The organism is Mariniflexile maritimum, from assembly GCF_009746565.1.
Classification (GTDB): Bacteria; Bacteroidota; Bacteroidia; order Flavobacteriales; family Flavobacteriaceae; genus Mariniflexile; species Mariniflexile maritimum.
In genome coordinates, this window is the sequence record NZ_WRPN01000003.1 from 29,529 (window position 1) to 52,845 (window position 23,317).

A 23,317-nucleotide genomic window follows, 5' to 3' on the forward strand; every position below is an offset into this window, starting at 1 on the left:
TTATGAATGAAAATTCTACCGACCAGTTTTTTAAGAGCACCGTTTTAGGGCATCCATCCGGATTATTTGTGCTATTTTTTACCGAAATGTGGGAACGTTTCTCTTTTTACGGTATGCGTTCATTGTTAATTTTATTCTTAACGGCATCCTTTACCGACGGTGGATGGGAATGGACCCGGGAAAATGCCTCGGCACTCTTTGGCTCCTATGTGGGCTTGGTCTATCTATCAACCATGCTTGGTGGCTATTTTGCCGATAAAATTATAGGGTTTAGATGGGCCGTAGTTGTAGGTGCCTTATTAATGACCTTAGGGCATGCGTCCATGGCCATTGAAACCCAATTTTCAATTTATTTAGGCTTGGTACTGTTGGTTTTTGGCAATGGTTTTTTTAAACCTAATATGACCTCCATCATTTCGGAAATGTATAAAGATAGACCTGAGAAAAAAGACGGCGCTTATACCCTATTCTACATGGGGGTAAATGCTGGGGCCTTTTTTGGCATTTTGCTATGTGGCTATTTAGGTGAAAAAGTAGGCTGGAGCTATGGTTTTGGATTGGCCGGTATTTTTATGTTTTTTGGCATGTTACAGTTTTGGCTGTCGCAAAATATTTTTGGCGATATAGGATTGAAGCCAACGGTTGAAAGCAAAGCGAAATCGGATGCTTTGGATACCGACAAACGAAATCCTTTTACAAAAATCGAATTAGGGGTCATCTTTATATGTTCGGTTTTGGGATTACTCTGGATTTTAAATGATCCTGCTTCCAAAATATCTGGAGGCAGCATTAATATTTTTGGGTTTTTAGGTGAAAACGGAAACAACATAGCCATTGTTACGGCATTGGTTTTGTTCCTAATTCTACTGGTGGTAAGGTTATTAAAATATTCCCAAATTACCCGAGAAAAGCTAATTGCTGTTACCTTTTTTGCGTTCTTGACCATTTTCTTTTGGGCAATTTTTGAGCAATCGCCCAACTCCTTGACCATATTTGCTAACGATTATACCAATAGAATTTTAGACGGCAACTGGAGCACTTTTTTCTTAATAATAAACTCTTTAATAACGGTGGTGCCACTGGCAATTATTACCTGGGTGCTTTATTCCTTGTTCAAACAAACGTTTAAAAGTTACACGCTGGCAAGTATTATTTTATCTACCAGTTTTGTGATTGTGTGGACCATTGCTATCTGGATGCTGATTAAGGATTTCTATTCAGCGGGTTATTTAACCCTGTCGGATGCCACATTAAATAGGTTGAAAATTGATAAAGTTACCGAAGCAATAACCGAAGTGCCCGCTACCTGGTTCTCAACCTTAAATTCATTGTTCATCATCTCATTGGCACCCTTATTTTCTAAATGGTGGGAAAGCAAATACAACCCTTCGGCAAACATGAAATATGGAATTGGAATGTTTTTATTGGCACTTGGTATGGCCTGTGTAGCCTTTGGTGCCATGGGCATTGAACCGGGCGCTAAAACAGCATCTGTAAGTATGATATGGCTCATTTTAGTCTATCTTTTCCATACCATGGGCGAATTGTGCATATCGCCCGTAGGCCTATCGTATGTAAGCAAATTGGTGCCTGCTAGAATGATTGCATTCATGTTTGGCGTATGGTATTTGGCGGTAGCTATTGGAATGAAAGGCGCCGGTAAATTTGGTGAAAATATCGATGCCATTGCCAATGAGCACGGTTTGAGCTATTTCTTTTGGATGCTGGCCATCATTTCGATAATTGTTGGATTGTTCTCCATTGTAATGAGCCCTGTTATCAAAAAACTAATGCATGGCGTTCGTTAATCGAAAATAAAGTTAAAAAAAATTCAAAATGCTCCAACTTTGGGGCATTTTTTGTAAGTTCGGAACAACTTTTGCAACAAAGTGCCTTATGAAGAAATTAGTATATATATTCGTATTTGCCGCTTTAACCTCGGTTAGTGGCTTTGCACAGGAAATTAATTGGGTAACGCTTGAAAAAGCCATGGAGCTTCAAAAGAAAAAACCAAAAAAAATCATGATGGACGTTTATACCAATTGGTGCGGGCCTTGTAAGATGTTGGACAAAAACACGTTTCAAACGGCCGACGTTGCCAATTATGTAAATGAAAATTATTATGCCGTTAAGTTCAACGCCGAAGGCAATGAAACCATTAACTATAAAGGAAAGGTGTATTCAAACCCAGGATATAATCCCGAATTGGCTTCCAGACGTAATTCGGCCCACAGTTTGGCGCAGTTTTTACAAATACAAGCCTATCCAACCATTGTTTTTATGGATGAAAAAGGGGATGTTATTGCGCCCATTCGAGGTTACCAAACACCGCCCCAACTAGAACTGTACCTAAAAATGTTTAAGGCCGATGAACATAAAGGCATCGATACCCAAGAAAAGTTCAACGCTTATTACACCGCTTTTAAACCGCAATTTAAAGGATAGCTTAATATTTCAGTTAAACCACAAATATTAATAATTTATCACAAAAGCTCCTTTTTTACTGGTCTGGTAAAAAGGGAGTTTTCGTTTTTTACAGGTAATTTCCCATTGCTCTACATACGATTTATAGTTGCTGCCATCGGCAATGATGTACTTTGGCTTTATGGAATCAATCAATCGGTTCAAGTTTATTTTTGGCGATTGCCGTAATAGAACATAATCGGGCTGAAACGATTTTACGTTGTAAATGCCCAAGCTGTCAACAACCAAAACTTTTGTGTTCTTCAGAAGGTAAACAGATTGTATAGGCTCCATTTTTATGTTACTAATATAATTTCCAACGGTATAATCTTTAACTATTTTGGTTTTAAGGCTCGAAATGCTATCCATATCGGTCGCAATCTTTATTGTATTATGGGTCGTGCTTCCTATCAAACTGTACCGACTTTTATGGAATACAACAAATTGATTGTTGGGTTTAGTGTAGTTGGTATAAATAACGGCACATTGCATGATTACGACACTTATTAAAAACCATTGCAAAGTAGCATAATTCCTTTTTATGTACAACCGAGCCAGTGTTATAATAAGTATATACGACGCAAAAACATATAGAATACCAAACGGAATATCCTTAAATAAAAACGCTTCTTGTTTTGAAATCCATTCAACAAAAACATTCATTAAAGAGATTATGAACCCGTAACCAGTAGCAATAAACTGTGGCAAGACATTTAAAACGGCCAAAAAGATGATACTTATTCCAAGGCCCAAAATGATTCCCAAAAGAGGAATAATGACCAAATTTGATAGAAAAAACAAACTGGGAAATTGATGGAAATAAAACAAACTAAGTGGAATGATGCCAAATTGTGCCGATACCGTTACGGTAAAAGTGTGCCAATACACTTTAGTTAGCCAATATTTGGGTTTCCATAAACTATACAAATACGGGTCAATCGACACAATGGCAATAACCGCCAAATAACTTAATTGAAACCCCACATCAAACAAAAACAAAGGCTTAAAAAGCAATATCACGCAAGCTGAAATGGCCAGTGTATTATAAATATTGGTTGGCCGGTTTAAGTTTTTAGCAATGGCAACCACGCTAAACATGGCCACTGCGCGCGTTACGGAGGCCGATAGTCCTGCAATAATGGCAAAGCTCCATAAAATGCTCACTAATAGTATGGCGTTAATTAATCTGCCATGTTTCAAGAAGGTAACGGGTTTGAATACAAATTCCAAAAGCAATAAAATAATACCAATGTGCAGCCCTGAAATTGCCAAAATATGTATGGCACCGGCATTGGTGTAATTTGTGTAAACCGCTTCGCTTACATCTTGTCGTTGCCCCAGCAAAAGAGCATTAATAATAGCCAGTTCGTCGGGTTTAAAATCATATAATTTTAGTTTATCGTTAATGTGGTCCCTAATGGCTTCCGCAATACCAAAAAGGGTTCTATGGTTTGATTCAATGGGAAAAAGAAAGGCTTTATCGGTAAATATCTGATGGTAAACATATCGCTTTTCCAAATAAGTTTTATAATCGAACTGGTTGGGATTTAATGGGTGAATCAACGCTTTAAAGGACGTTTTGGTAATATAGACCGCATCCACTTTCAAAGGTTTGCCATTCCTGTTCTTACGGATGTTCAACAACGATTTACCGGTAGTTTTGTTGCCTTCAATTTGAAGAATATCGATCACATATTTTTCGTAATAATTGCCCGGTTTTAGAACTTCCCGAACCCTAAACGTAACATTTTTTAGTGCCTCTTTTTCTGTTGAAAGTTGCTTTGTATAATGACTGGGATTATAGATTTCATTGTGAAGATTGGTTACCAAAACCCCGGTAAAAACCATTGTTATAAATGCAGAAATACCAAACCAAGCGGTTCTAGTAAATTGTTTTCTGGCAATTAAAAAGCACACAAAAAGTATTAATAAACTGCCGCCAGTTACATATAAACTTACCAGTAAGGAAACATTGCCAAAATACCCGATAAGGATGCCTAAAATAAGACAAAAAGTTAATTTTATAATGGCAAAATTAAGTAGTTGCATGTTCCCGAGCTATGAGAAATAGTTATGGGAATTTACAAAAAAATTGTATCGTTTTTATAATGAATTTGTTACAACAGGAAATTTAGGGGTTTCTGGACATTTTTTAAATATCTGAAGGTTCCTAAAATTAGTCAGCATGTTGGTTTCAAATACCTCGGAAACGTTTTAATTTCAGGCAAACATTCCAAGGAATTTACAAAATCCTGCGGGCTTCAACAAAAGCATTGTCCCAATATTTTTCTGAAAGATCAGAAACAATAACGCCTGCTTGTGTGGTAGAGTGAATAAATTTAATATCGCCATTTTCAGCGGCTACAACCAAGCCTACATGACTAATGTCGTTTCTTCTGTTCATTGTTTTAAAAAATAACAAGTCGCCCACTTGGGCATTTTCCAATGTTATTTTTTCGCCCTGTTTGGCCATATCCCGCGAGCTACGGGGCAAAATAATATCAAAGGCCCTAAAAGACTCAAAAACAAGTCCGGAACAGTCTATTCCTGCCTGCGTAGTGCCACCAAATTTGTATTTTACACCATTAAATTGTTGTGCATAATCTACAATATGTAATGCTTTAAAAGCCTCGTTTTTACTATCCAGGGTTTCGTTTGAAGTACTGCTTAAATCAATGGCTGTTGCCGGTTCATCATGATCAATGCTTGCCAAAGGACGTGAAATAACTTTATTGGAAGCCGATTTTTTAACGATTATCCCTTTGGAAGATGAACAGCTACTGAAACTTAAAACAATTAAAAGTAAAACGATACGGTATTTCATAAGATAAATTAAGCTTTAATAGCGTTGTAAATAAGTGCCGCTGTTTTTTCGCTGGCTCCTTTTCCCCCTAATTTTTTTTCCAATTCGTAATACTGCATAAATAGTTTAGAACGCTCTTTCTCGTCCAAAATTATTTCAAGCTCTTTTTTTAATGTTTTTTTGTTGAAATTGTTTTGGATAAGCTCGGTAACCACTTCTTTATCCATAATTAAATTCACCAATGATATATATTTTAGGGTAATGATGCGTTTTGCAATGTGATAGGAAATTGCGCTTCCTTTATAGCAAACCACTTGTGGCACTTTAAATAATGCGGTTTCTAAGGTGGCCGTTCCAGAGGTAACCAACGCTGCATAAGCAACACTCAATAGATCGTAAGTTCTGTTTGAAATAAATGTTACGTTGGCCGATTTTATAAAGGGTTCGTAAAAACTATAATCCTGACTTGGAGCCCCTGCAATAACAAATTGGTAATCAGGAAAATCGTCAACCAAACTAAGCATGATCGATAGCATGTTTGTAATTTCCTGCTTTCGGCTTCCGGGTAATAGGGCAATGATAGGCTGGTCGCTTAAATGGTGTTCTTCCCTAAAAGTGCGTTCGCCAATTTGCGGCCTGTTGGCAATGGCATCAATAAGTGGATGGCCAACAAACGTAACCTTATAATCGTATTTTTTGTAAAAGTCCTCCACAAAAGGCAATATTACATACATGGCATCGATATCGCGTTTTATGGCTTTTACGCGTCCCGCACGCGATGCCCAAACCTGTGGCGAAATGTAGTAATTTGTTTTAAAATGATGCTTTTTTGCCCATTTCGCAATGCGTAAATTAAAGCCAGAGTTGTCAATAAAAATAATAACATCGGGGTTGAAGGTCTCAATATCATTTTTGCAGAATGATATATCCTTAAATATGGCCGAAAGGTTCATAATCACTTCCGCAAAACCCATAAAGGCACGTTCTTTATAGTGTTTTACCAAGGTACCACCAACCGCTTGCATAAGGTCGCCACCCCAAAACCTAAAATGTGCGTTTGCGTCTTCCTTACGCAATGCCTTCATTAGGTTCGAGCCATGTAAATCGCCCGATGCTTCGCCTGCTATGATGTAATATTTCATTGATTGCTGTTTGTCTTCCGTTTTCCTTATCCCGTCTTCCCACTAAAAAAGCTTAAATACAAAGGTAAACAAGGCTATAATAATGGTTATTAATAGAACGCCACGAGCGCGATAATCTTGCCGCTTTTTAATGAAGATAAAAAAAGCTATCAAATTTAAAATAGCACCAAGGCTGATGAGCTTTCCTAAAAAACCTTCACCGGTAGCGGCCTTAATTACGGTAACAAAGTCGTCGCCGCCACCCAACAGGGTCGAAACCAATATCAAACCAATACTGTTGGCAATAAGGCCAACGAGCATGCCTATAAAAATATTTTTTTTAATCATTCAAATTCCAGGTATTTAGGTTTTGTATGGCATGATGTGCAGTTAAATCAAACTGAACGGGCACTACCGAGATATAGCCATTTTCCAAAGCCCATTCATCGGTATCTTCACCGCCATCTAAATTAACAAATTTTCCTGTAAGCCAATAATAATCGCGTCCCTGTGGGTTTTTTCGTTTATCGAATTCTTCCACCCAGTTGGCTTTAGCTTGCCGGCAAATTTTAATGCCTTTTATGGCTTCCTTTGAAATATTGGGAATGTTCACATTTAAAACCACCCCATTTGGCAAACCATGTTTTAAAACGTTCTCGGTTATGGTTTTAACAAAAGGCTTACAGGGCTCAAAATTAGCGTTCCAAGTATAATCCAATAATGAAAACCCAATGGACGGAATCCCTTCAATACCGGCTTCAATAGCGGCACTCATGGTGCCTGAATAAATGACGTTAATCGAGGAGTTGGAGCCGTGATTAATGCCAGAAACGCAAATATCTGGTCTTCTGTCAAGTTTTTCGCGTATGGCAAGTTTTACGCAATCGGCCGGTGTGCCCGAGCAGCTGTATTCGGTTTGCGGGCCATTATCAATAAAAACGTGTTCGGCATACAACATCGAATCTAAGGTTATCGCGTGGCCCATCCCGCTTTGTGGACTATCGGGAGCCACCACCACCACATCGCCCAAGGTGTTCATTACGGCAATTAAAGCGCGTATGCCCGGGGCGTTAATGCCATCGTCATTGGTTACTAATATGAGCGGTTTTTTTGTCATTACTTCACTTAAATAGGTCGCTAAAATACATAATTTCATCAGTATTTTGCCCATTTCTTTGGTTTAACAAAAAATTAGTACGCCATAATCTTTCTTGGCATGGTTTTTTATTTAATTTAGTAAAATAATGTTGGCATGTTTTTGCCATAGACTATTATTAAACGAATGAGAAAAATTATGGGAAGGAATTATAAGGTTCTATTATTATCATTACTGCTGGCGTTTGCCTCCTGCAGTTTTACCACAAAAAAATTCAGCAATCCGGACAAAGATAAATTGTTAATCCAAGTTATAACCTTCGTATTGCAGCAAGGGCATTTTAATCCTATTGATTTAGATGATAAATTTTCTGCAGAATTGTTTAAGGATTACCTCGAAATTGTAGATCCCGTAAAACGCTATTTTTATGAATCTGATTATAAGGATTTTGAAAAATACAAGTTAACTATTGATGACCAACTAAAAGCGACCGACATCACCTTTTTTAACGTGGTGCACGAGCGCATGTTGCAACGCATTGAAGAAGCCAAGGAAATTTACAAAGAAGTTTTGTCGCAACCTTTCGATTACACATTGGATGAAACCTTCGAGACCGATTATGAGAAAATTTCGTTTGTAAAAACAAAAAAAGAAATGAAGGATCGTTGGCGCCAACAACTAAAGTTTTCTACCCTTAGCAATTATGACGATTTAATGGAACAGGAAAAAATGGCCAAGGAAAAGGATCCATCGCACGTGATGAAAACCGAAAAGGAAATTGAAAAAGAAGCTCGGGAATCGACCCTAAAATCCATTGATATTTATTTTAACGATACTATTGATGATTTAGATCGCGACGATTGGTTTGCCTTTTATGTGAACACCATTGTTGAAGAATTCGACCCACACACCTACTACTTGGCCCCAAAAAGCAAAGAAGATTTTGACCAACGCATGTCGGGCAAACTAGAAGGCATTGGTGCACGTTTGCAAAAGCGCATGGACTACATTAAAGTAGTTGAGCTTATTTCTGGCGGACCTGCGTGGAGGGGCAAAGAACTTGAAGTTGAAGATCTTATCCTAAAAGTAAAACAAGAAGACGAAGCGTTTCCTGTAAACATTGTTGGCATGCGCATTAATGATGCCATTAAATACATAAAAGGCCCAAAAGGCACCAAGGTAACCTTAACCGTTAAAAAAGTGGATGGCACCATAAGAGATATTGTTATTACCCGCGACGTGGTGGAACTGGAGGAAACCTATGCCAAATCGGCCATCGTGAAGAAAGACAATATGGTTTTTGGTGTTATAGATTTACCTTCATTTTATGTCGATTTTCAAGATTACAAAAACATCAATGCCGCTAAAGACGTAAAGGCTGAAATTGAACGCTTAAAAGCCGAAGGCATCCAAGGTTTGGTGCTAGATTTGCGCAACAATGGCGGTGGTTCGTTGCCAACAGTAGTTGAAATGGCTGGGTTGTTCATAAAAAATGGCCCAATTGTTCAAGTGCGATCTACGGGCGAAGCGAAGGAAATATTGGAAGATAGGGATAAATCCATTTCATGGGATGGCCCCTTGGTAATTTTGGTAAACGAAATATCGGCATCGGCATCCGAAATTATGGCGGCCGCCATGCAAGATTATAAACGTGCCATTATTATTGGTGGTAAACAAACCTACGGCAAAGGCACCGTTCAAAACGTAATTAACCTAAACAATATGCTACGGAACAACACCAGTGGCGATTTAGGCGCCCTAGCCTTAACCACACAAAAATATTATCGAATCAATGGCGGTTCGGTACAATTGGAGGGTGTTAAAAGCGACGTAAACGTTCCCGGGCGTTTCAGTTTTATTGAAGTTGGTGAAAAAGACAAAGAAAATGCACTGCCTTACGACACCATTGATGCTGCCAATTTCACCCCTTGGGAAAGCTATTTTGATTATGACACAACGGTTAAAAGAAGTAAGGAACGCATGAGCAACAACCCAGAATTAAAGCTTATTGAAGACAATGCCAAATGGGTAAAAAGCAAGATTGATGCTACCATAGTACCACTTAATTACAAAAAATATAAGGCAGAACTAGCCTTAAATGAAGAAGAAGCTAAACGATATGACGCTATCTCGAAATATAAAACCAACTTAACCTTTAATTCAACTGCCTACGAAAAAGCACTTTTCCAAAAGGACACGACCGATTTAAAGGAAAAACGTGTTCGTTGGCACGAAAGTTTAAGTCAGGATATTTATGTAGAAGAAGCCTTAAATGTGCTTGAGGACATGAAAATGCCCAATCCTGTAAAAAAAGTAGCAGCTTCCGTAAATCATTAATTAGTTATGAGTTCAGAATCCAACTCATTAAAACAGGTAGCGCTCCAAAAGTTTAAAAAAAACTTTTGGGGCGTTTTTAGTTGCTGCATTATCGTTTTTGTTGGTATAATTTCGGTATTTGCCTATGTATTGGCACCCGATAATTCACAGTATGCCAACCAAATGCATTTACCCATACATTCAAAAAAACCGGGGTTTAGCGTTACCATGCTTACCATTCCTTCGCAAATGGAATCCCATCAAAGTCGTTTTAATAAAATATTCTTCGGAAATAAAAATAGCGCTACCGAAATACCCATTAGCAGTTATAGCATTTCTTCACATACGTTAACCTATAAAGAATATGCTTCCGATGGTTTGGACGGTGTTGAGAAAACCCTAAGCCTAAGCGTTTTTCCTTCTGGAACAGTTGAAAACTACCTCAACAAAAAAACCTTCCTTTTTGGCACCGATAAATATGGGCGCGATCTGTTAAGTAGGGTCTTGGTTGGTGCCAGAATTTCGTTTTTTATTGGTTTTGTGGCTGTGTTTATTTCGCTTATTATTGGCATTTTTATGGGAAGCGCAGCAGGGTACTTTGGTGATAAAATTGATGCTTTCATCATGTGGATTATTAACGTAACTTGGTCCATCCCTACCTTATTATTGGTCATTGCCATTACCTTGGCTTTAGGCAAAGGATTTTGGCAAGTGTTTATTGCAGTGGGACTTACCATGTGGGTTGAGGTGGCTAGGGTGGTACGCGGCCAAATAATAAGCGCCAAGGAAATGCAATACGTTACCGCTGCCAGAGCCTTGGGCTTTAACGATTTCAGGATCATTACCAAACACATTTTGCCCAATATTATGGCACCTGTAATTGTTATTTCGGCAGCCAATTTTGCCTCAGCTATTTTAATTGAAAGCGGACTTAGCTTTTTGGGCATTGGTGCACAACCGCCCATGGCCAGTTGGGGCGCCATGATAAAGGACCACTATAATTATATCATTCTAGGGAAAGCCTATTTGGCCATCATCCCCGGGCTTTGCATTATGGGCTTGGTTATGGCCTTTATGCTTGTTGGCAATGCTTTACGCGATGCTTTGGATGTGAAGGGGTGATTTTTCTTTTTGAAAATTGTCTTGAAAGATTAAAACTTCTTATTTCTGATTGTGCAAAGTTTAGCAAAACTCTATCGGCACAATGTTAAACGATTGAAAGTTTAGGGCGTATCTAATTTCATATTCCCATTCAACCCATCAATATACTCCAAAACAGCATCCTTTCCCGTTTCGTTTGAAGAAGATGTAATGAAGTAATTGGGCATCTCTTCCCACGTTTCCAAAAGCACGGTTTGATAGGCAGCAACCTCCCTTAAAATGGCCTGGGGTTTTAGCTTATCGGCTTTTGTGAATATAATGGAAAAAGGAATACCGTTTTCGCCTAACCACTGCATAAATTCTAGGTCGATGGGTTGTGGTTTGTGCCTAATATCCACCAAAACAAAGGCAGAAACCAATTGTTCGCGCAGGGCAAAGTATTGTGTAATAAATTTTTGAAACGTTTTTTTTGCGTTTTTTGAAATCCGTGCATAACCATACCCCGGTAAATCTACCAAGTGCCAGTCGCCATTAATTAAAAAATGGTTGATAAGTTGTGTTTTTCCCGGGCGTCCCGATGTTTTGGCCAAACTTTTTCGGTTGGTAAGCATGTTAATAAGCGATGATTTGCCCACGTTACTTCTACCTATAAATGCATATTCGGGCAGCTTGCCCTTGGGGCATTTCGCTACATCGGAATTACTCATTACAAATTCGGCAGATTTTATCTTCATGCTATTTAATTTCCCTGAAAAACGGAAATCCTATTAATTGAACTAGATGCTATACATAAAACGTACAGCGTTTATACTAAAATGTGGAACGCTTCTATTTTATAATAAGATGGCTGCCACGTTAAAGCTTGAATTCTTCATTGAAATTTACCAACTAAAACCCTTTCTTTTGCAACCAAGCATCCAAAATTTTATTAAACTCCTCGGGTCTTTCCATCATGGCGGCATGCCCACACTGGTCTATCCAAAACAACTCGGAATTGGGTAACAGCCCATCAAATTCTTCGGCAACATTTGGCGGCGTTACGTTGTCGTTTTTCCCCCAAATAATACAGGTGGGGGTATGCATTTTTGGTAAATCTTTTGCCATATTATGCCGTATGGCACTTTTGGCAATAGCCAGTGTTTTTATAAGCTTGTTGCGGTCGTTTACGGTAGCATATACTTCGTCAACAATGTCCTTGGTAGCCACCGCCGGATCATAAAAAACATCCTGCGCTTTCTTCTTAATAACCTCATAATCACCACGTTTGGTGTAACCACCACCCATGGCACTTTCATAAAGTCCAGAACTGCCCGTAATAACAAGGGCTTTTACTTTTTCCGGATATAGCTTGGTATGGTACAATCCTATATGTCCGCCCAGTGAGTTTCCTAATAAAATAACTTCATCATAGCCTTTATACTCGATAAAATCGTGTAGGTATTTTGCGAAACTCTTTACATTGGTTTTAAGCAAGGATTTGGTGTAAATGGGCAATTCCGGAATAACCACTTTATAGCCTTTTGTGCTAAAATATTGGGTTACCGAATCAAAATTACTTAAACCACCCATTAAGCCGTGTAAAACTATGATGGGTGTACCTTCACCAACTTCAATATAGCTGTAATTCTTCTCTTTTTTTAAACGATGCGTCATCAATCGGTTAATCATTTCTTGAAAACAAATATAGTTATTTCATTCATATCTCAACATTTTATTGCTTCTCAAAAAAAATATTTAGAATCATTGCTATTAACAATCCTACTGCCCATAATTTTTTTTAACAATCCTTTACTTGCTAAGTAATTACAGCGGTTTAAAGCACATAAAACGGATATGTTATGCCATTTTTTAAAAAAATATTAACAAAGTGGTATAAAGTGGTAAAAAGTGGTAAAATTTTCAATATATTTGGAACTTAAACCCAAAAGGTGTAACGAAACGCAGTGGACTTACTAACAGGAACATACGATTGCAAAGTGGACACAAAAGGAAGGCTCATGCTGCCTTCTCCGCTTAAAAAACAGCTAGCCTCCGTGTTGGATGGTGGCTTTGTGCTGCGTAGATCGGTGTTTCAAAAGTGCTTGGAATTGTACCCCATGAGCGAATGGCAAGTGCTTATGCAAAAAATCAATAAGCTCAATAAGTTCAAAAAGAAAAACAACGACTTCATCCGTCGCTTTACTGCAGGTGTAAAAATGGTAGAAGTGGATGTAAATGGACGTTTGTTGATTCCGAAGGACTTAACCGTTTTTGCGAATATTTCAAAAGACATTGTTATTACATCGGTTGTAAACATCATCGAAATTTGGGACAAGGAGCTCTATGAACAAGCCATTGATGACGCAACGGTTGATTTTGCCGATTTAGCCGAAGAAGTTATGGGACAAGATGAAGATGACCATGGAATATCATAACCCCGTTTTGCTAAAAGAAACCGTTGATGGGTTAAACATCAACCCTAACGGTGTGTATGTGGATGTAACCTTTGGAGGTGGCGGCCATAGCAGGGAAATACTGAACCAACTTGGCGAACAAGGAAAATTGTTTGCTTTTGACCAAGATCTGGATGCCCTTGAAAACACCATTAACGATGCAAGATTCACCTTGATAAACGAAAATTTTCGCTACATAAAGCGGTTTTTACGGTTTTATGGCGTAAAACAGGTGGATGGCATTTTAGCCGATTTTGGGGTATCATCACATCAATTTGATGTTGCCGAACGTGGTTTTTCAACCCGGTTTGAAGCAAATTTAGATATGCGCATGAATCAGCAAAATACCTTATCGGCTTTTCAGGTTGTAAACAATTATGAAGAAGAACAACTTAAAAATGTATTTTCTAACTATGGCGAATTGCGTGCTGCTGCTGCCATGGCAAAAACAATTGTTGAAAACAGGACGGTCGAACCCATAGTAACAAGCGAGCAATTAAAAAAAGTGTTGCATAAATTTTTGCCACCACGCCATGAAAATAAAGTGTTGGCGCAAATATACCAAGCAATTCGTATTGAGGTAAACCAAGAAATTGAGGCCTTAAAAGAATTTTTGTTGCAAACACCCGAGCTTTTAAAAAACGGTGGGCGGTTAAGTTTTATCTCCTACCATTCTTTGGAAGATCGCTTGGTAAAACGCTTTATAAAAAACGGCATGTTTGAAGGCGAACCCGTGCGCGATATGTACGGAAATTTTGAAGTACCACTTAAAAAAGTAAATGGGTTAATTGTGCCAACAAAAGAAGAAATTAAAAATAACAGTAGAGCACGAAGCGCAAAATTGCGTATTGCAGAGAAATTATAAAAGCTATATGAGCGGTTTTCCCCATTGGGAAAAATGTTTGAAAGACAATGAAAAAAAACATTTATAAAATATTAAAAGGCACTTTTTTAGTTAGCGACGATTCATTTAAAAATTGGAGGTTCATCATTTTCTTTTCGGTGTTGGCCATTGTTATGATTGCGAGCTCGCACAGTGCCGATAAAAAAGTATATGAAATAGCCCGTTTGAAAAATGAAGTAAGCGAAATGCGTTCAGCCTTTATTGATGGGCGATCGCGCTTGATGAAACTTAAAATGGAATCGAATATTATGGAAGTTATGGCTGAAAAAGACATCACGCCTTCGGTAATTCCGCCAAAAAAAATAAAAGTAAAATCTCAAAAATAACCGCAACCCTTGGCAGTAAGCGAGAAAAACATATTAAACCGTTTGTATTTTGTAGCCGGATGCATGTTCATCTTTGGGCTTGCCGTTGGCTTTAAATTGATCAGTATCCAATTTATGCAAGGCGAAAAATACAAAGCCCTGGCTACCGAACGTGTTATAAAAAACGTGGTTATTCCTGCCAATAGGGGCAATGTGTATTCCGTTAAAGGAAATTTATTGGCAACATCCATCCCTAAATATGATATTCGGTTTGATGCCATCACACCTTCCAATAAAACTTTTGAAAAGTACATTAAACCTTTAAGTGATTCTCTTTCAAAATACACAGGAAAACCATCTGGATTTTACGAAAAAGACATCAGGAAAGCACGCGCACTTCGCAACCGATATTATTTAATTGCAAGAAATATTGGCTATTCCGATTATATCCGTTTACGCAATTTCCCCATGTTGGCACTGGGTGCATTTAAAGGCGGATTAATTGTAGAGCAAACCACCAAGCGCGAACATCCTATGGGCGGCATTGCCCAACGCTCTATTGGCTATGAACGTTTTGATGAAAATGGCAATGTAACCAGGGCAGGGATTGACGGTGCTTTTGGAGTGAAATATTTACGTGGTACCGATGGCCAGCGAAAAAAACAACAAATAGGGAAAGGCCAGTGGAAACCACTTAACGATGCCAACGAAATAGACCCAAAAAACGGCTACGACGTTTACACAACCATTGATGTAAACATACAGGATATTGCCCATCATGCGCTTTTGGAACAGTTGGAAAAATATAAAGCAGACCACGGTTGCGTGGTGGTTATGGAAACCAAAACAGGCGAAATACGAGCCATTTCCAATTTAGGAAGAAACAGCGACGGCTATTATTACGAACGCTTAAACTATGCCGTGGGCGAACGCCATGAACCCGGTTCCACATTCAAATTAATGGCATTGACCGCCGCTTTGGAAGACAAGGTTATCGATACAAGCGATGTAGTGGATACCGGCAATGGCATACTTAGTTTTTATGGAAAAAAAGTACGCGATTCGCATCAAGGCGGGTATGGAAAAATAACCGTGGCAAAGGGCTTTGAAGTCTCATCAAATACCGCTATTGTAAAAGCCATCGATAAAGCTTACAGCAAAAACCCGAGTCAATTTATTGACCGTTTGTATGCCATGAACCTAAACAAAGGTCTGGACCTTCCAATAATAGGCGAACGCAACCCCATCATTCCAGATCCACGCATTAAAAACGGTCGCTGGAGCGGAATTGCGCTGCAATGGATGGCGTATGGCTATGGCGTATCATTTACGCCCCTGCAAACGCTCACCTTTTATAACGCCATTGCAAATGATGGCGAAATGGTTAAACCACAGTTTTTACGTGAAGTAAAGGAATTTGACAAAGTAGTGGTGCCTTTTAAAAAGGAAGTGATAAACAAACAAATTTGTTCAAAGGAAACCATAGGCAAAGTAAAAAAACTGCTTCGGAACGTAGTTGACCAAAAATTTGGAACGGGTCATCGTTTGTATTCTGAAAATTTCTCGATGGCCGGAAAAACAGGCACCTGCCAAAAGGATTATGCACAAAAAGACAAACTAAGTTATATCTCATCGTTTGCCGGGTATTTCCCTGCCGAAAACCCCAAATATTCCTGCATCGTGGTTATCCACGAGCCCGATAAAAGCGTGGGATATTATGGCGCCGATGTTTCTGGGCCCGTTTTCAAAAAAATAGCCCAAAAAATATTTACCGACACACCTATTGTGGATGAGGTAAATTCCTTGGAAGTAAAAATGGCTTCCGTAGAAAAAGAATACGAAAGTTTTTATAAAACGGCACAAAACTACAAATCCATCATGCCAAATTTAGTGGGCTTGCCTGCTATGGATGCCTTGGCGCTGTTGGAAAACATGCAAGTAAAAGTAAAAGTTAAGTTGGAAGGCAGTGGTATCGTTAAAAAGCAATCCATCGAACAAAATATTAAATTAAAAAATAACCAAATAGTCGTTTTATCGGCCTCATGACAGCTTTAAAAGACATATTATATAAAGTAACCCTAAATGCCGTGGCAGGCGCTACGAGCATAGATGTTTCTGCCATCGATTTCGATTCCAGAAACATTAAAAAAGGGCACGTGTTTGTTGCTGTAAAAGGAACGGTTTCCGATGGCCATCAATTCATTGAGACCGCTATTGGCCAAGGTGCCGTTGCAATTGTGTGCGAAACCCTACCCGAAAAATTAACTGAAGGGATAACTTATGTGGAAGTGGCCAATTCCAGTAAGGCACTTGCGATGATGGCCTCCAATTTCTACGGCAACCCTTCCGAAAATTTAAAATTGGTAGGCGTTACAGGTACCAACGGTAAAACCACCGTGGCGAGCTTGTTGTACCAACTATTTAAAAAAGCAGGCTATAAAGTGGGACTGCTATCAACTGTGAAAATTATGGTTGATAGTAAGGAATACAAAGCGACCCACACCACACCCGATTCGATAACCATCAACAAGTATTTAAAGCAAATGAATACGGAAGGGGTCGAATTTTGCTTTATGGAAGTCAGTTCACACGGCATTCATCAACATAGAACCGAAGGCTTGCGCTTTGAAGGCGGTATTTTCACAAATCTAACGCACGACCATTTAGATTATCATAAAACCTTTGCGGAATATCGCGATGTAAAAAAATCGTTCTTCGATGCCCTTCCCGAAAAAGCGTTCGCCCTGGTAAACAGCGATGACAAAAACGGTTTGGTGATGCTGCAAAACACCAAAGCCCGAAAATACACCTATGCTTTAAAAACGTATGCCGATTATAAGTCGCAAATACTGGAAAATCAATTGGGTGGCTTATTGCTAAAGATAAATGATGCCGAGGTATGGACACGGCTTATAGGAAACTTTAACGCCTATAACATTTTGGCAATTTACGCTACGGCAGATTTATTAGGACTTGAAAGCGTTGAGATTTTACGATTGATAAGCGAACTTGAAAGTGTAAGCGGCCGTTTCCAGTACATGGTTTCAAACCAAAAAATAACAGCCATTGTAGATTATGCACATACCCCCGATGCCTTAAAAAATGTGTTGGAAACCATCAATAGCATCCGCACAAAAAATGAAGAATTGATAACCGTTGTGGGTTGTGGGGGCGATAGGGACAAAACCAAACGCCCAAAAATGGGGCATATCGCTTCGGCATTGAGCACCAAAGTTATTTTTACCAGCGATAACCCAAGAAGCGAAGACCCCGAAGCCATATTAAAAGAGATTGAAAAAGGTGTAGAACCTCAAAATTATAAAAAAACACTAACCATTACCGATAGGCTTCAGGCCATTAAAACTGCGTGCCAAATGGCGCAACCAAACGATATCATTTTAATAGCGGGCAAAGGGCACGAAACCTATCAGGAAATAAAAGGCGAACGTTTTGATTTTGATGATTTTAAAACCGTAAAAGAATGTTTAAAACAACTGGATAAATAAGCAAAAAAAAGCTAAGTCGGTTGTCGTGGAGTTGTTAAGTCGATTTCACAACTAAACAACAAACAGCTAAACAACAAACAAAAATGTTATACTACTTATTCGATTATTTAGAAAAACAATTCCAAATTCCTGGAGCGTCTCTTTTTGGTTTTATAACTTTTAGGGCTGCTTTGGCCATGATTTTATCGTTGTTAATTTCTACCATATACGGAAAACGCATCATACGCTTTTTGCAAAAACAACAAGTAGGCGAAACCATCAGGGATTTAGGTTTGGAAGGTCAACAAGAAAAAGCCGGCACACCAACTATGGGTGGCATCATCATCATTCTAGCCACATTAATCCCGGTGCTTTTATTAGCCAAACTAAGCAATGTTTACATTGTTCTGTTAATAGTTACCACGCTTTGGATGGGCACCATTGGTTTTATTGACGATTACATTAAAAAATTCAAAAAAGATAAAGAAGGATTAAAAGGACGTTTTAAAGTGATGGGGCAAGTTGGTTTGGGCATCATCGTGGGTGCTACCTTATATTTTAACCCAAATGTTACCATAAAGGAAAAATTGCCTGTTGAAGTGCGCCAGCAAATGATTGCAGAAAACCCTAACGTATCGCCTATTAAATTTTTCAAGGAAGATGTAAAATCAACAAAAACAACCATTCCGTTTGTAAAAGGCAATGAATTTGATTATGCCAAGATTATCACTTGGATAAGTCCGAGTTTAAAGGATTATGGCTGGGTTATTTTCATCATCATTTCCATTTTCATCATTACCGCCGTTTCAAACGGTGCCAACTTAACCGATGGCATTGATGGATTGGCAGCGGGCACCTCCGCAATTATCGTGCTCACACTGGGCATTTTTGCATGGGTTTCGGGTAACATCATTTTTTCCGATTACCTAAATATCATGTACATCCCAAGGGTTGAGGAAATTACCATTTACATTACCGCTTTTGTGGGTGCGCTTATTGGTTTTTTATGGTACAACACCTATCCGGCGCAAGTGTTTATGGGCGATACGGGCAGTTTAACCATAGGTGGCATTATTGCGGTTATCGCCATTGCTGTTCGTAAAGAATGGCTAATTCCGGTGTTGTGCGGTATTTTTCTAGCCGAAAACCTATCGGTGGTCATGCAGGTAAGCTGGTTTAAATATACCAAGAAGAAATATGGTGAAGGCCGACGCATTTTCAAAATGTCGCCGTTACATCACCATTATCAAAAATCGGGATACCACGAAAGTAAAATTGTTACACGATTTTGGATTATCGGCATTTTACTAGCAATCGTGTCTATCGTAACCTTGAAAATTAGATAGATGAAAAGATTGGTAATTCTTGGTGGTGGCGAAAGTGGCGTAGGAACAGCACTTTTAGGAAAGGCAAAAGGCTATGAGGTTTTTGTTTCCGATAAGGGAAAAATTAAAGATAAATACAAAGAAGTTCTTATACATAGTGCGATTGAATGGGAAGAAGAAACACATACGGAAGCTAAAATATTGAATGCGGACATTATTATGAAAAGCCCGGGAATTCCAGATAAAGCACCGTTGGTAAAACAAATTCGCGAGCAAGGGATTTTGGTGGTTTCTGAAATTGAGTTCGCTTCAAAATACACCAATGCAACCCTTGTTGGCATTACGGGAAGCAACGGAAAAACCACCACGGCAACCTTAACGCACCATATTTTGAAACAGGCTTTGGAAGTGGGTTTGGCAGGTAACATTGGCGACAGTTTCGCAAAACAGGTTTTAGAGAAAAACTATCCAAATTATGTGTTGGAAATAAGCAGCTTTCAATTGGATGATATTGTTCATTTTAAACCGCACATTGCCGTTTTGTTGAACATTACACCCGATCATTTAGATCGGTACGATTACAAATTTGAAAACTATATCGCTTCAAAATTTAGGATTGCTGAAAACCAGACCAAAGACGATTATTTGATTTTTGATGCCGATGATGAAGTAATAACAAATTGGTTAACAAACCATCCCGTTCAATCCAAATTATTGCCCTTTTCATTAGTAAAGACCATTGAAAACGGCGCCTATTTAAAAAACAATAATATAATAATAACCATAGATAACAACCAATTAATTATGCCTACAACAAGTTTAACATTAGAAGGAAATCATAACATTAAAAATGCAATGGCTGCTTCTACCGTGGCGCATTTACTAAAAATAAGAAAACAAACCATTCGTGAGAGTTTAGAGAATTTCCAAGGTGTGGAACATCGTTTGGAGCATGTACTTAAAATCAATAAAGTACAGTACATAAACGATTCAAAGGCAACCAACGTAAACGCAACCTATTATGCGCTCGAAAGTATGGATACGCCTACGGTTTGGATTGTTGGCGGACAAGATAAAGGTAATAATTACGAGGAACTCTATCCTTTTGTGAATGAAAAGGTTAAGGCCATTATTTGCTTAGGGGTTGACAACGAGAAGCTCTTAAACGCATTTGGCAATATGGTAGATATTATTGTTGAAACACAATTTATGAGTGAAGCCGTTAAAATAGCCTACAAAATAGCCGAAGCGGGCGATACGGTATTGCTATCGCCAGCATGTGCCAGTTTTGATTTGTTTGAAAACTATGAAGACAGAGGCCGTCAATTTAAAGAGGCTGTAAGGAACCTGTAAAAAACCCCAACTTAATCTTCCGAAAGGGAAGAAACGGTTGTGGAAAATAATCCGGCAAGGTTTTAAAAAAGCCTTGTAGGTATCACAAAACAAATAATAATTAATAAAAATATAAATGGAATGTTTCCCCTTCAGGGAAATGTACGAAAAACAATGGGGCTACTATTCAAAAACATAAAAGGGGATAAATTAATTTGGGCTATCGTGTCCTTATTGGCCATACTATCGTTTTTGCCCGTATATAGCGCCGCCAGTAATTTAGCGTACCGAAGTGCGAATGGTAGTACTTTTGCGTTTTTTGTGAAACATTTAGTGCATTTAGCTTTGGGGTTTGCCATTATGTATGGCGTTCATAAAATTCCGTACAGGTATTTTAAGGGCTTATCGTTAATCATGATTCCCATCGTGTTGGTTTTGTTAGGTTTAACAATGATGCAAGGTACCACCATTGAAGGCGCCAATGCCAGTAGGTGGATCCAAATTCCCATTGTGGGTGTATCGTTTCAAACATCAACCTTGGCATCGGTAGTACTTATGGTATATGTGGCAAGATATATGTCGAAAATAAAAGATAAGGAAATCACATTTAAAAGTTCCATTCTACCGCTTTGGATGCCTGTATTTTTAATATTGGCACTCATTCTGCCTTCAAACTTTTCAACTACGGCCATCATGTTTCTAATGGTGCTTGTTTTGGTGTTTTTAGGAGGTTACCCGTTACGTTACATCGGAATCATTTTAGGGATGGGGTTAATAGGTTTGGTGCTTTTTATTATGGTCGCCAAATTAACGTCCGGCCCATTAAGTGTGAAGGTTGAAACTTGGGAAAACCGGATAAAAAATTATTCGAATAACGAAGATACCGAGGCCGATTATCAAATTGAAAAAGCAAAAATAGCCATTGCAACTGGCGGTATTCAAGGCGTAGGCCCTGGAAAAAGTATCCAGAAGAATTTTTTGCCACAATCATCATCCGATTTTATTTTTGCCATCATCATTGAGGAATACGGCTTATTGGGCGGCTTTTTTATAATGATTATGTACCTGTGGTTTTTGTTCAGAATTGTTATCGTCGCGCAAAAATCAGATTCCATTTTTGGAAAACTGGTTGTGGTAGGCGTTGGGTTGCCAATCGTTTTTCAAGCATTAATAAATATGGCTGTGGCGGTTGAACTGTTTCCGGTTACCGGACAAACGTTGCCTCTAATTAGTAGTGGCGGTACCTCTATTTGGATGACCTGTTTAGCCATTGGTATCATACTAAGTGTTAGCGCCAAACGTGAGGAAATAAAAGAACAGGAAACCATGGATGAAAACCCGCTGGAAATTCTCTCGGAAACAATCTAGCGCTTGCAAACCTTGAAGGCTTAAAAACAGGAAGTGAAACCAACTAAAAAGTAAAACCGAACCCTACCAGCGCTTGAAACTCTGATGGGTTAAAAAACAAAAAATCGTAAATCGTAATTTGTGAATCCAAAATCGAAAACATATAAAATCATTTTATCAGGCGGTGGCACTGGCGGACACATCTACCCTGCCATTGCCATTGCAAACGAACTGAAATCACGGTTTCCCGATGCAGAATTTTTATTTGTGGGCGCAAAAGATAGAATGGAAATGGAAAAAGTGCCCCAAGCGGGATATGCCATAAAAGGACTTTGGATTACTGGAATTCAGCGCAAGCTATCCTTAAAAAATGCAATGTTTCCTCTTAAATTAATAAGCAGTCTCTGGAATGCCAGAAAAATTGTAAAAACCTTCAAACCCGATGTTGCCATTGGCACGGGCGGTTTTGCAAGCGGCCCTTTATTGCAAATGGCAGCTTTAAATAATATTCCATGCTTGATACAAGAGCAGAACTCCTACCCTGGCATCACCAATAAGATGTTAGCAAAAAAAGCCGAAAAAATATGTGTGGCCTATGATGGCTTGGAACGTTTCTTCCCAAAAGATAAACTAATAAAAACTGGGAATCCGGTACGTGAAAGTCTTCTGAGTGTAGATTCTAAAACCGTTGAAGCCAAAAACTTCTTCAACTTAAAACACGGCAAACACACCCTTTTGGTTATTGGTGGCAGTTTAGGGTCTAGACGCATCAACCAACTTATTGAAAAAGAGCTCGATTTTTTGGATACCCAAAATGTGCAGGTTATTTGGCAATGTGGCAAACTTTATTATAATCAATATAAAATTTACAACCACACCAATAACGTACAGGTTTATGAGTTTTTAAACAATATGGATTTTGCCTATGCAGCTGCCGATGTGGTGATTTCACGTGCGGGCGCCAGTTCGGTTTCCGAGCTTTGTATTGTTGGCAAGCCCGTTATTTTTGTGCCTTCGCCCAATGTTGCCGAAGACCATCAAACCAAAAATGCCATGGCCATTGTAGATAGAGATGCGGCCATAATTATTAAAGAAGAAGATTTGGATGCCGACTTTGAAAACAAATTCTCGCAGCTTATTGCTTCTCCAGAAAAACAAAAGAAACTTAGTGATAACATAAAAAAATTAGCATTGGTAAATGCCACCTCTCAAATAGCCGATGAGGTTGAGAAACTTTTAGCCCATCTTCCGTATTCCCAAAGGGAAGAAACTAAACAATGAATATGA

The 23,317-nt window shown here is 38.7% G+C and carries 20 protein-coding genes; 13 read left to right on the top strand and 7 right to left on the bottom strand.

Going from position 1 to position 23,317, the window contains the following annotated elements; genetic code table 11:
• Positions 1-2: 2 nt before the first annotated feature.
• Both GQO80_RS05385 and GQO80_RS05390 read left to right on the top strand, forming a co-directional pair.
• Positions 3-1,808, top strand: a complete 1,806-nt coding sequence (locus GQO80_RS05385; RefSeq protein ID WP_157207322.1) for a peptide MFS transporter — start codon at positions 3-5, stop codon at positions 1,806-1,808.
• 88 nt (positions 1,809-1,896) lie between these two features.
• A complete protein-coding gene (locus GQO80_RS05390; RefSeq protein ID WP_157207323.1) occupies positions 1,897-2,445 on the top strand; it encodes a thioredoxin family protein in 549 nt (182 codons plus the stop codon).
• 27 nt (positions 2,446-2,472) lie between these two features.
• Here the strand turns inward: GQO80_RS05390 and GQO80_RS05395 are convergent, their stop codons facing one another.
• The 5 genes from GQO80_RS05395 to surE form a co-directional block, all read right to left on the bottom strand.
• Positions 2,473-4,512: a ComEC/Rec2 family competence protein gene (locus tag GQO80_RS05395; protein ID WP_157207324.1), complete on the bottom strand. Its 2,040-nt coding sequence runs from the start codon at positions 4,510-4,512 to the stop codon at positions 2,473-2,475.
• A gap of 193 nt (positions 4,513-4,705) precedes the next feature.
• Positions 4,706-5,287 (bottom strand): C40 family peptidase, encoded by a 582-nt coding sequence (locus GQO80_RS05400; protein WP_157207325.1) that lies wholly within the window; start codon positions 5,285-5,287, stop codon positions 4,706-4,708.
• An 8-nt stretch (positions 5,288-5,295) separates the two neighbouring features.
• Positions 5,296-6,408: a lipid-A-disaccharide synthase gene (gene lpxB / locus GQO80_RS05405; RefSeq protein ID WP_157207326.1), complete on the bottom strand. Its 1,113-nt coding sequence runs from the start codon at positions 6,406-6,408 to the stop codon at positions 5,296-5,298.
• 42 nt (positions 6,409-6,450) lie between these two features.
• A complete protein-coding gene (locus GQO80_RS05410) occupies positions 6,451-6,735 on the bottom strand; it encodes a hypothetical protein (protein ID WP_157207327.1) in 285 nt (94 codons plus the stop codon).
• Positions 6,728-7,504 carry a 5'/3'-nucleotidase SurE gene (surE, locus tag GQO80_RS05415; protein ID WP_157207641.1) on the bottom strand — a complete coding sequence of 259 codons (777 nt, stop codon included), beginning with the start codon at positions 7,502-7,504 and terminating at the stop codon, positions 6,728-6,730. Before surE ends, GQO80_RS05410 begins: the two co-directional genes overlap by 8 nt.
• 177 nt (positions 7,505-7,681) lie before the next feature.
• Between surE and GQO80_RS05420 the strand changes: the two genes are divergently transcribed.
• Together GQO80_RS05420 and GQO80_RS05425 are read left to right on the top strand one after the other, a co-directional pair.
• Positions 7,682-9,820 carry a carboxy terminal-processing peptidase gene (locus GQO80_RS05420; RefSeq protein ID WP_157207642.1) on the top strand — a complete coding sequence of 713 codons (2,139 nt, stop codon included), beginning with the start codon at positions 7,682-7,684 and terminating at the stop codon, positions 9,818-9,820.
• A gap of 6 nt (positions 9,821-9,826) precedes the next feature.
• A complete protein-coding gene (locus GQO80_RS05425; protein WP_157207328.1) occupies positions 9,827-10,921 on the top strand; it encodes an ABC transporter permease in 1,095 nt (364 codons plus the stop codon).
• A gap of 101 nt (positions 10,922-11,022) precedes the next feature.
• On the opposite strand, the gene yihA is transcribed toward GQO80_RS05425, so the two are convergent.
• Both yihA and GQO80_RS05435 read right to left on the bottom strand, forming a co-directional pair.
• Positions 11,023-11,634, bottom strand: a complete 612-nt coding sequence (yihA, locus tag GQO80_RS05430) for a ribosome biogenesis GTP-binding protein YihA/YsxC (protein WP_157207329.1) — start codon at positions 11,632-11,634, stop codon at positions 11,023-11,025.
• 154 nt (positions 11,635-11,788) lie between these two features.
• Positions 11,789-12,553, bottom strand: a complete 765-nt coding sequence (locus GQO80_RS05435; RefSeq protein WP_157207330.1) for an alpha/beta fold hydrolase — start codon at positions 12,551-12,553, stop codon at positions 11,789-11,791.
• Between the two features lie 290 nt (positions 12,554-12,843).
• On the opposite strand from GQO80_RS05435, the gene mraZ reads away from it, so the two are divergent.
• The 9 genes from mraZ (at position 12,844) to murG (ending at position 23,311) form a co-directional block, all read left to right on the top strand.
• Positions 12,844-13,314, top strand: a complete 471-nt coding sequence (gene mraZ / locus GQO80_RS05440) for a division/cell wall cluster transcriptional repressor MraZ (protein ID WP_157207331.1) — start codon at positions 12,844-12,846, stop codon at positions 13,312-13,314.
• Positions 13,301-14,197: a 16S rRNA (cytosine(1402)-N(4))-methyltransferase RsmH gene (rsmH, locus tag GQO80_RS05445; protein WP_157207332.1), complete on the top strand. Its 897-nt coding sequence runs from the start codon at positions 13,301-13,303 to the stop codon at positions 14,195-14,197. The genes mraZ and rsmH overlap by 14 nt, the downstream gene beginning before the upstream one ends.
• Before the next feature lie 47 nt (positions 14,198-14,244).
• Entirely contained in the window at positions 14,245-14,562 is a 318-nt protein-coding gene (locus GQO80_RS05450) for an FtsL-like putative cell division protein (RefSeq protein WP_157207333.1), read from the top strand.
• A 63-nt stretch (positions 14,563-14,625) separates the two neighbouring features.
• Entirely contained in the window at positions 14,626-16,587 is a 1,962-nt protein-coding gene (locus GQO80_RS05455) for a penicillin-binding protein (protein ID WP_157207643.1), read from the top strand.
• Positions 16,584-18,047 (top strand): UDP-N-acetylmuramoyl-L-alanyl-D-glutamate--2,6-diaminopimelate ligase, encoded by a 1,464-nt coding sequence (locus GQO80_RS05460; RefSeq protein WP_157207334.1) that lies wholly within the window; start codon positions 16,584-16,586, stop codon positions 18,045-18,047. Before GQO80_RS05455 ends, GQO80_RS05460 begins: the two co-directional genes overlap by 4 nt.
• A gap of 83 nt (positions 18,048-18,130) precedes the next feature.
• A complete protein-coding gene (mraY, locus tag GQO80_RS05465) occupies positions 18,131-19,372 on the top strand; it encodes a phospho-N-acetylmuramoyl-pentapeptide-transferase (RefSeq protein WP_157207335.1) in 1,242 nt (413 codons plus the stop codon).
• Entirely contained in the window at positions 19,373-20,704 is a 1,332-nt protein-coding gene (murD, locus tag GQO80_RS05470) for a UDP-N-acetylmuramoyl-L-alanine--D-glutamate ligase (RefSeq protein ID WP_157207336.1), read from the top strand.
• Between the two features lie 153 nt (positions 20,705-20,857).
• Positions 20,858-22,051, top strand: a complete 1,194-nt coding sequence (locus tag GQO80_RS05475) for an FtsW/RodA/SpoVE family cell cycle protein (protein ID WP_157207337.1) — start codon at positions 20,858-20,860, stop codon at positions 22,049-22,051.
• A 120-nt stretch (positions 22,052-22,171) separates the two neighbouring features.
• Positions 22,172-23,311: an undecaprenyldiphospho-muramoylpentapeptide beta-N-acetylglucosaminyltransferase gene (murG, locus tag GQO80_RS05480; protein ID WP_157207338.1), complete on the top strand. Its 1,140-nt coding sequence runs from the start codon at positions 22,172-22,174 to the stop codon at positions 23,309-23,311.
• Positions 23,312-23,317 lie beyond the last annotated feature (6 nt).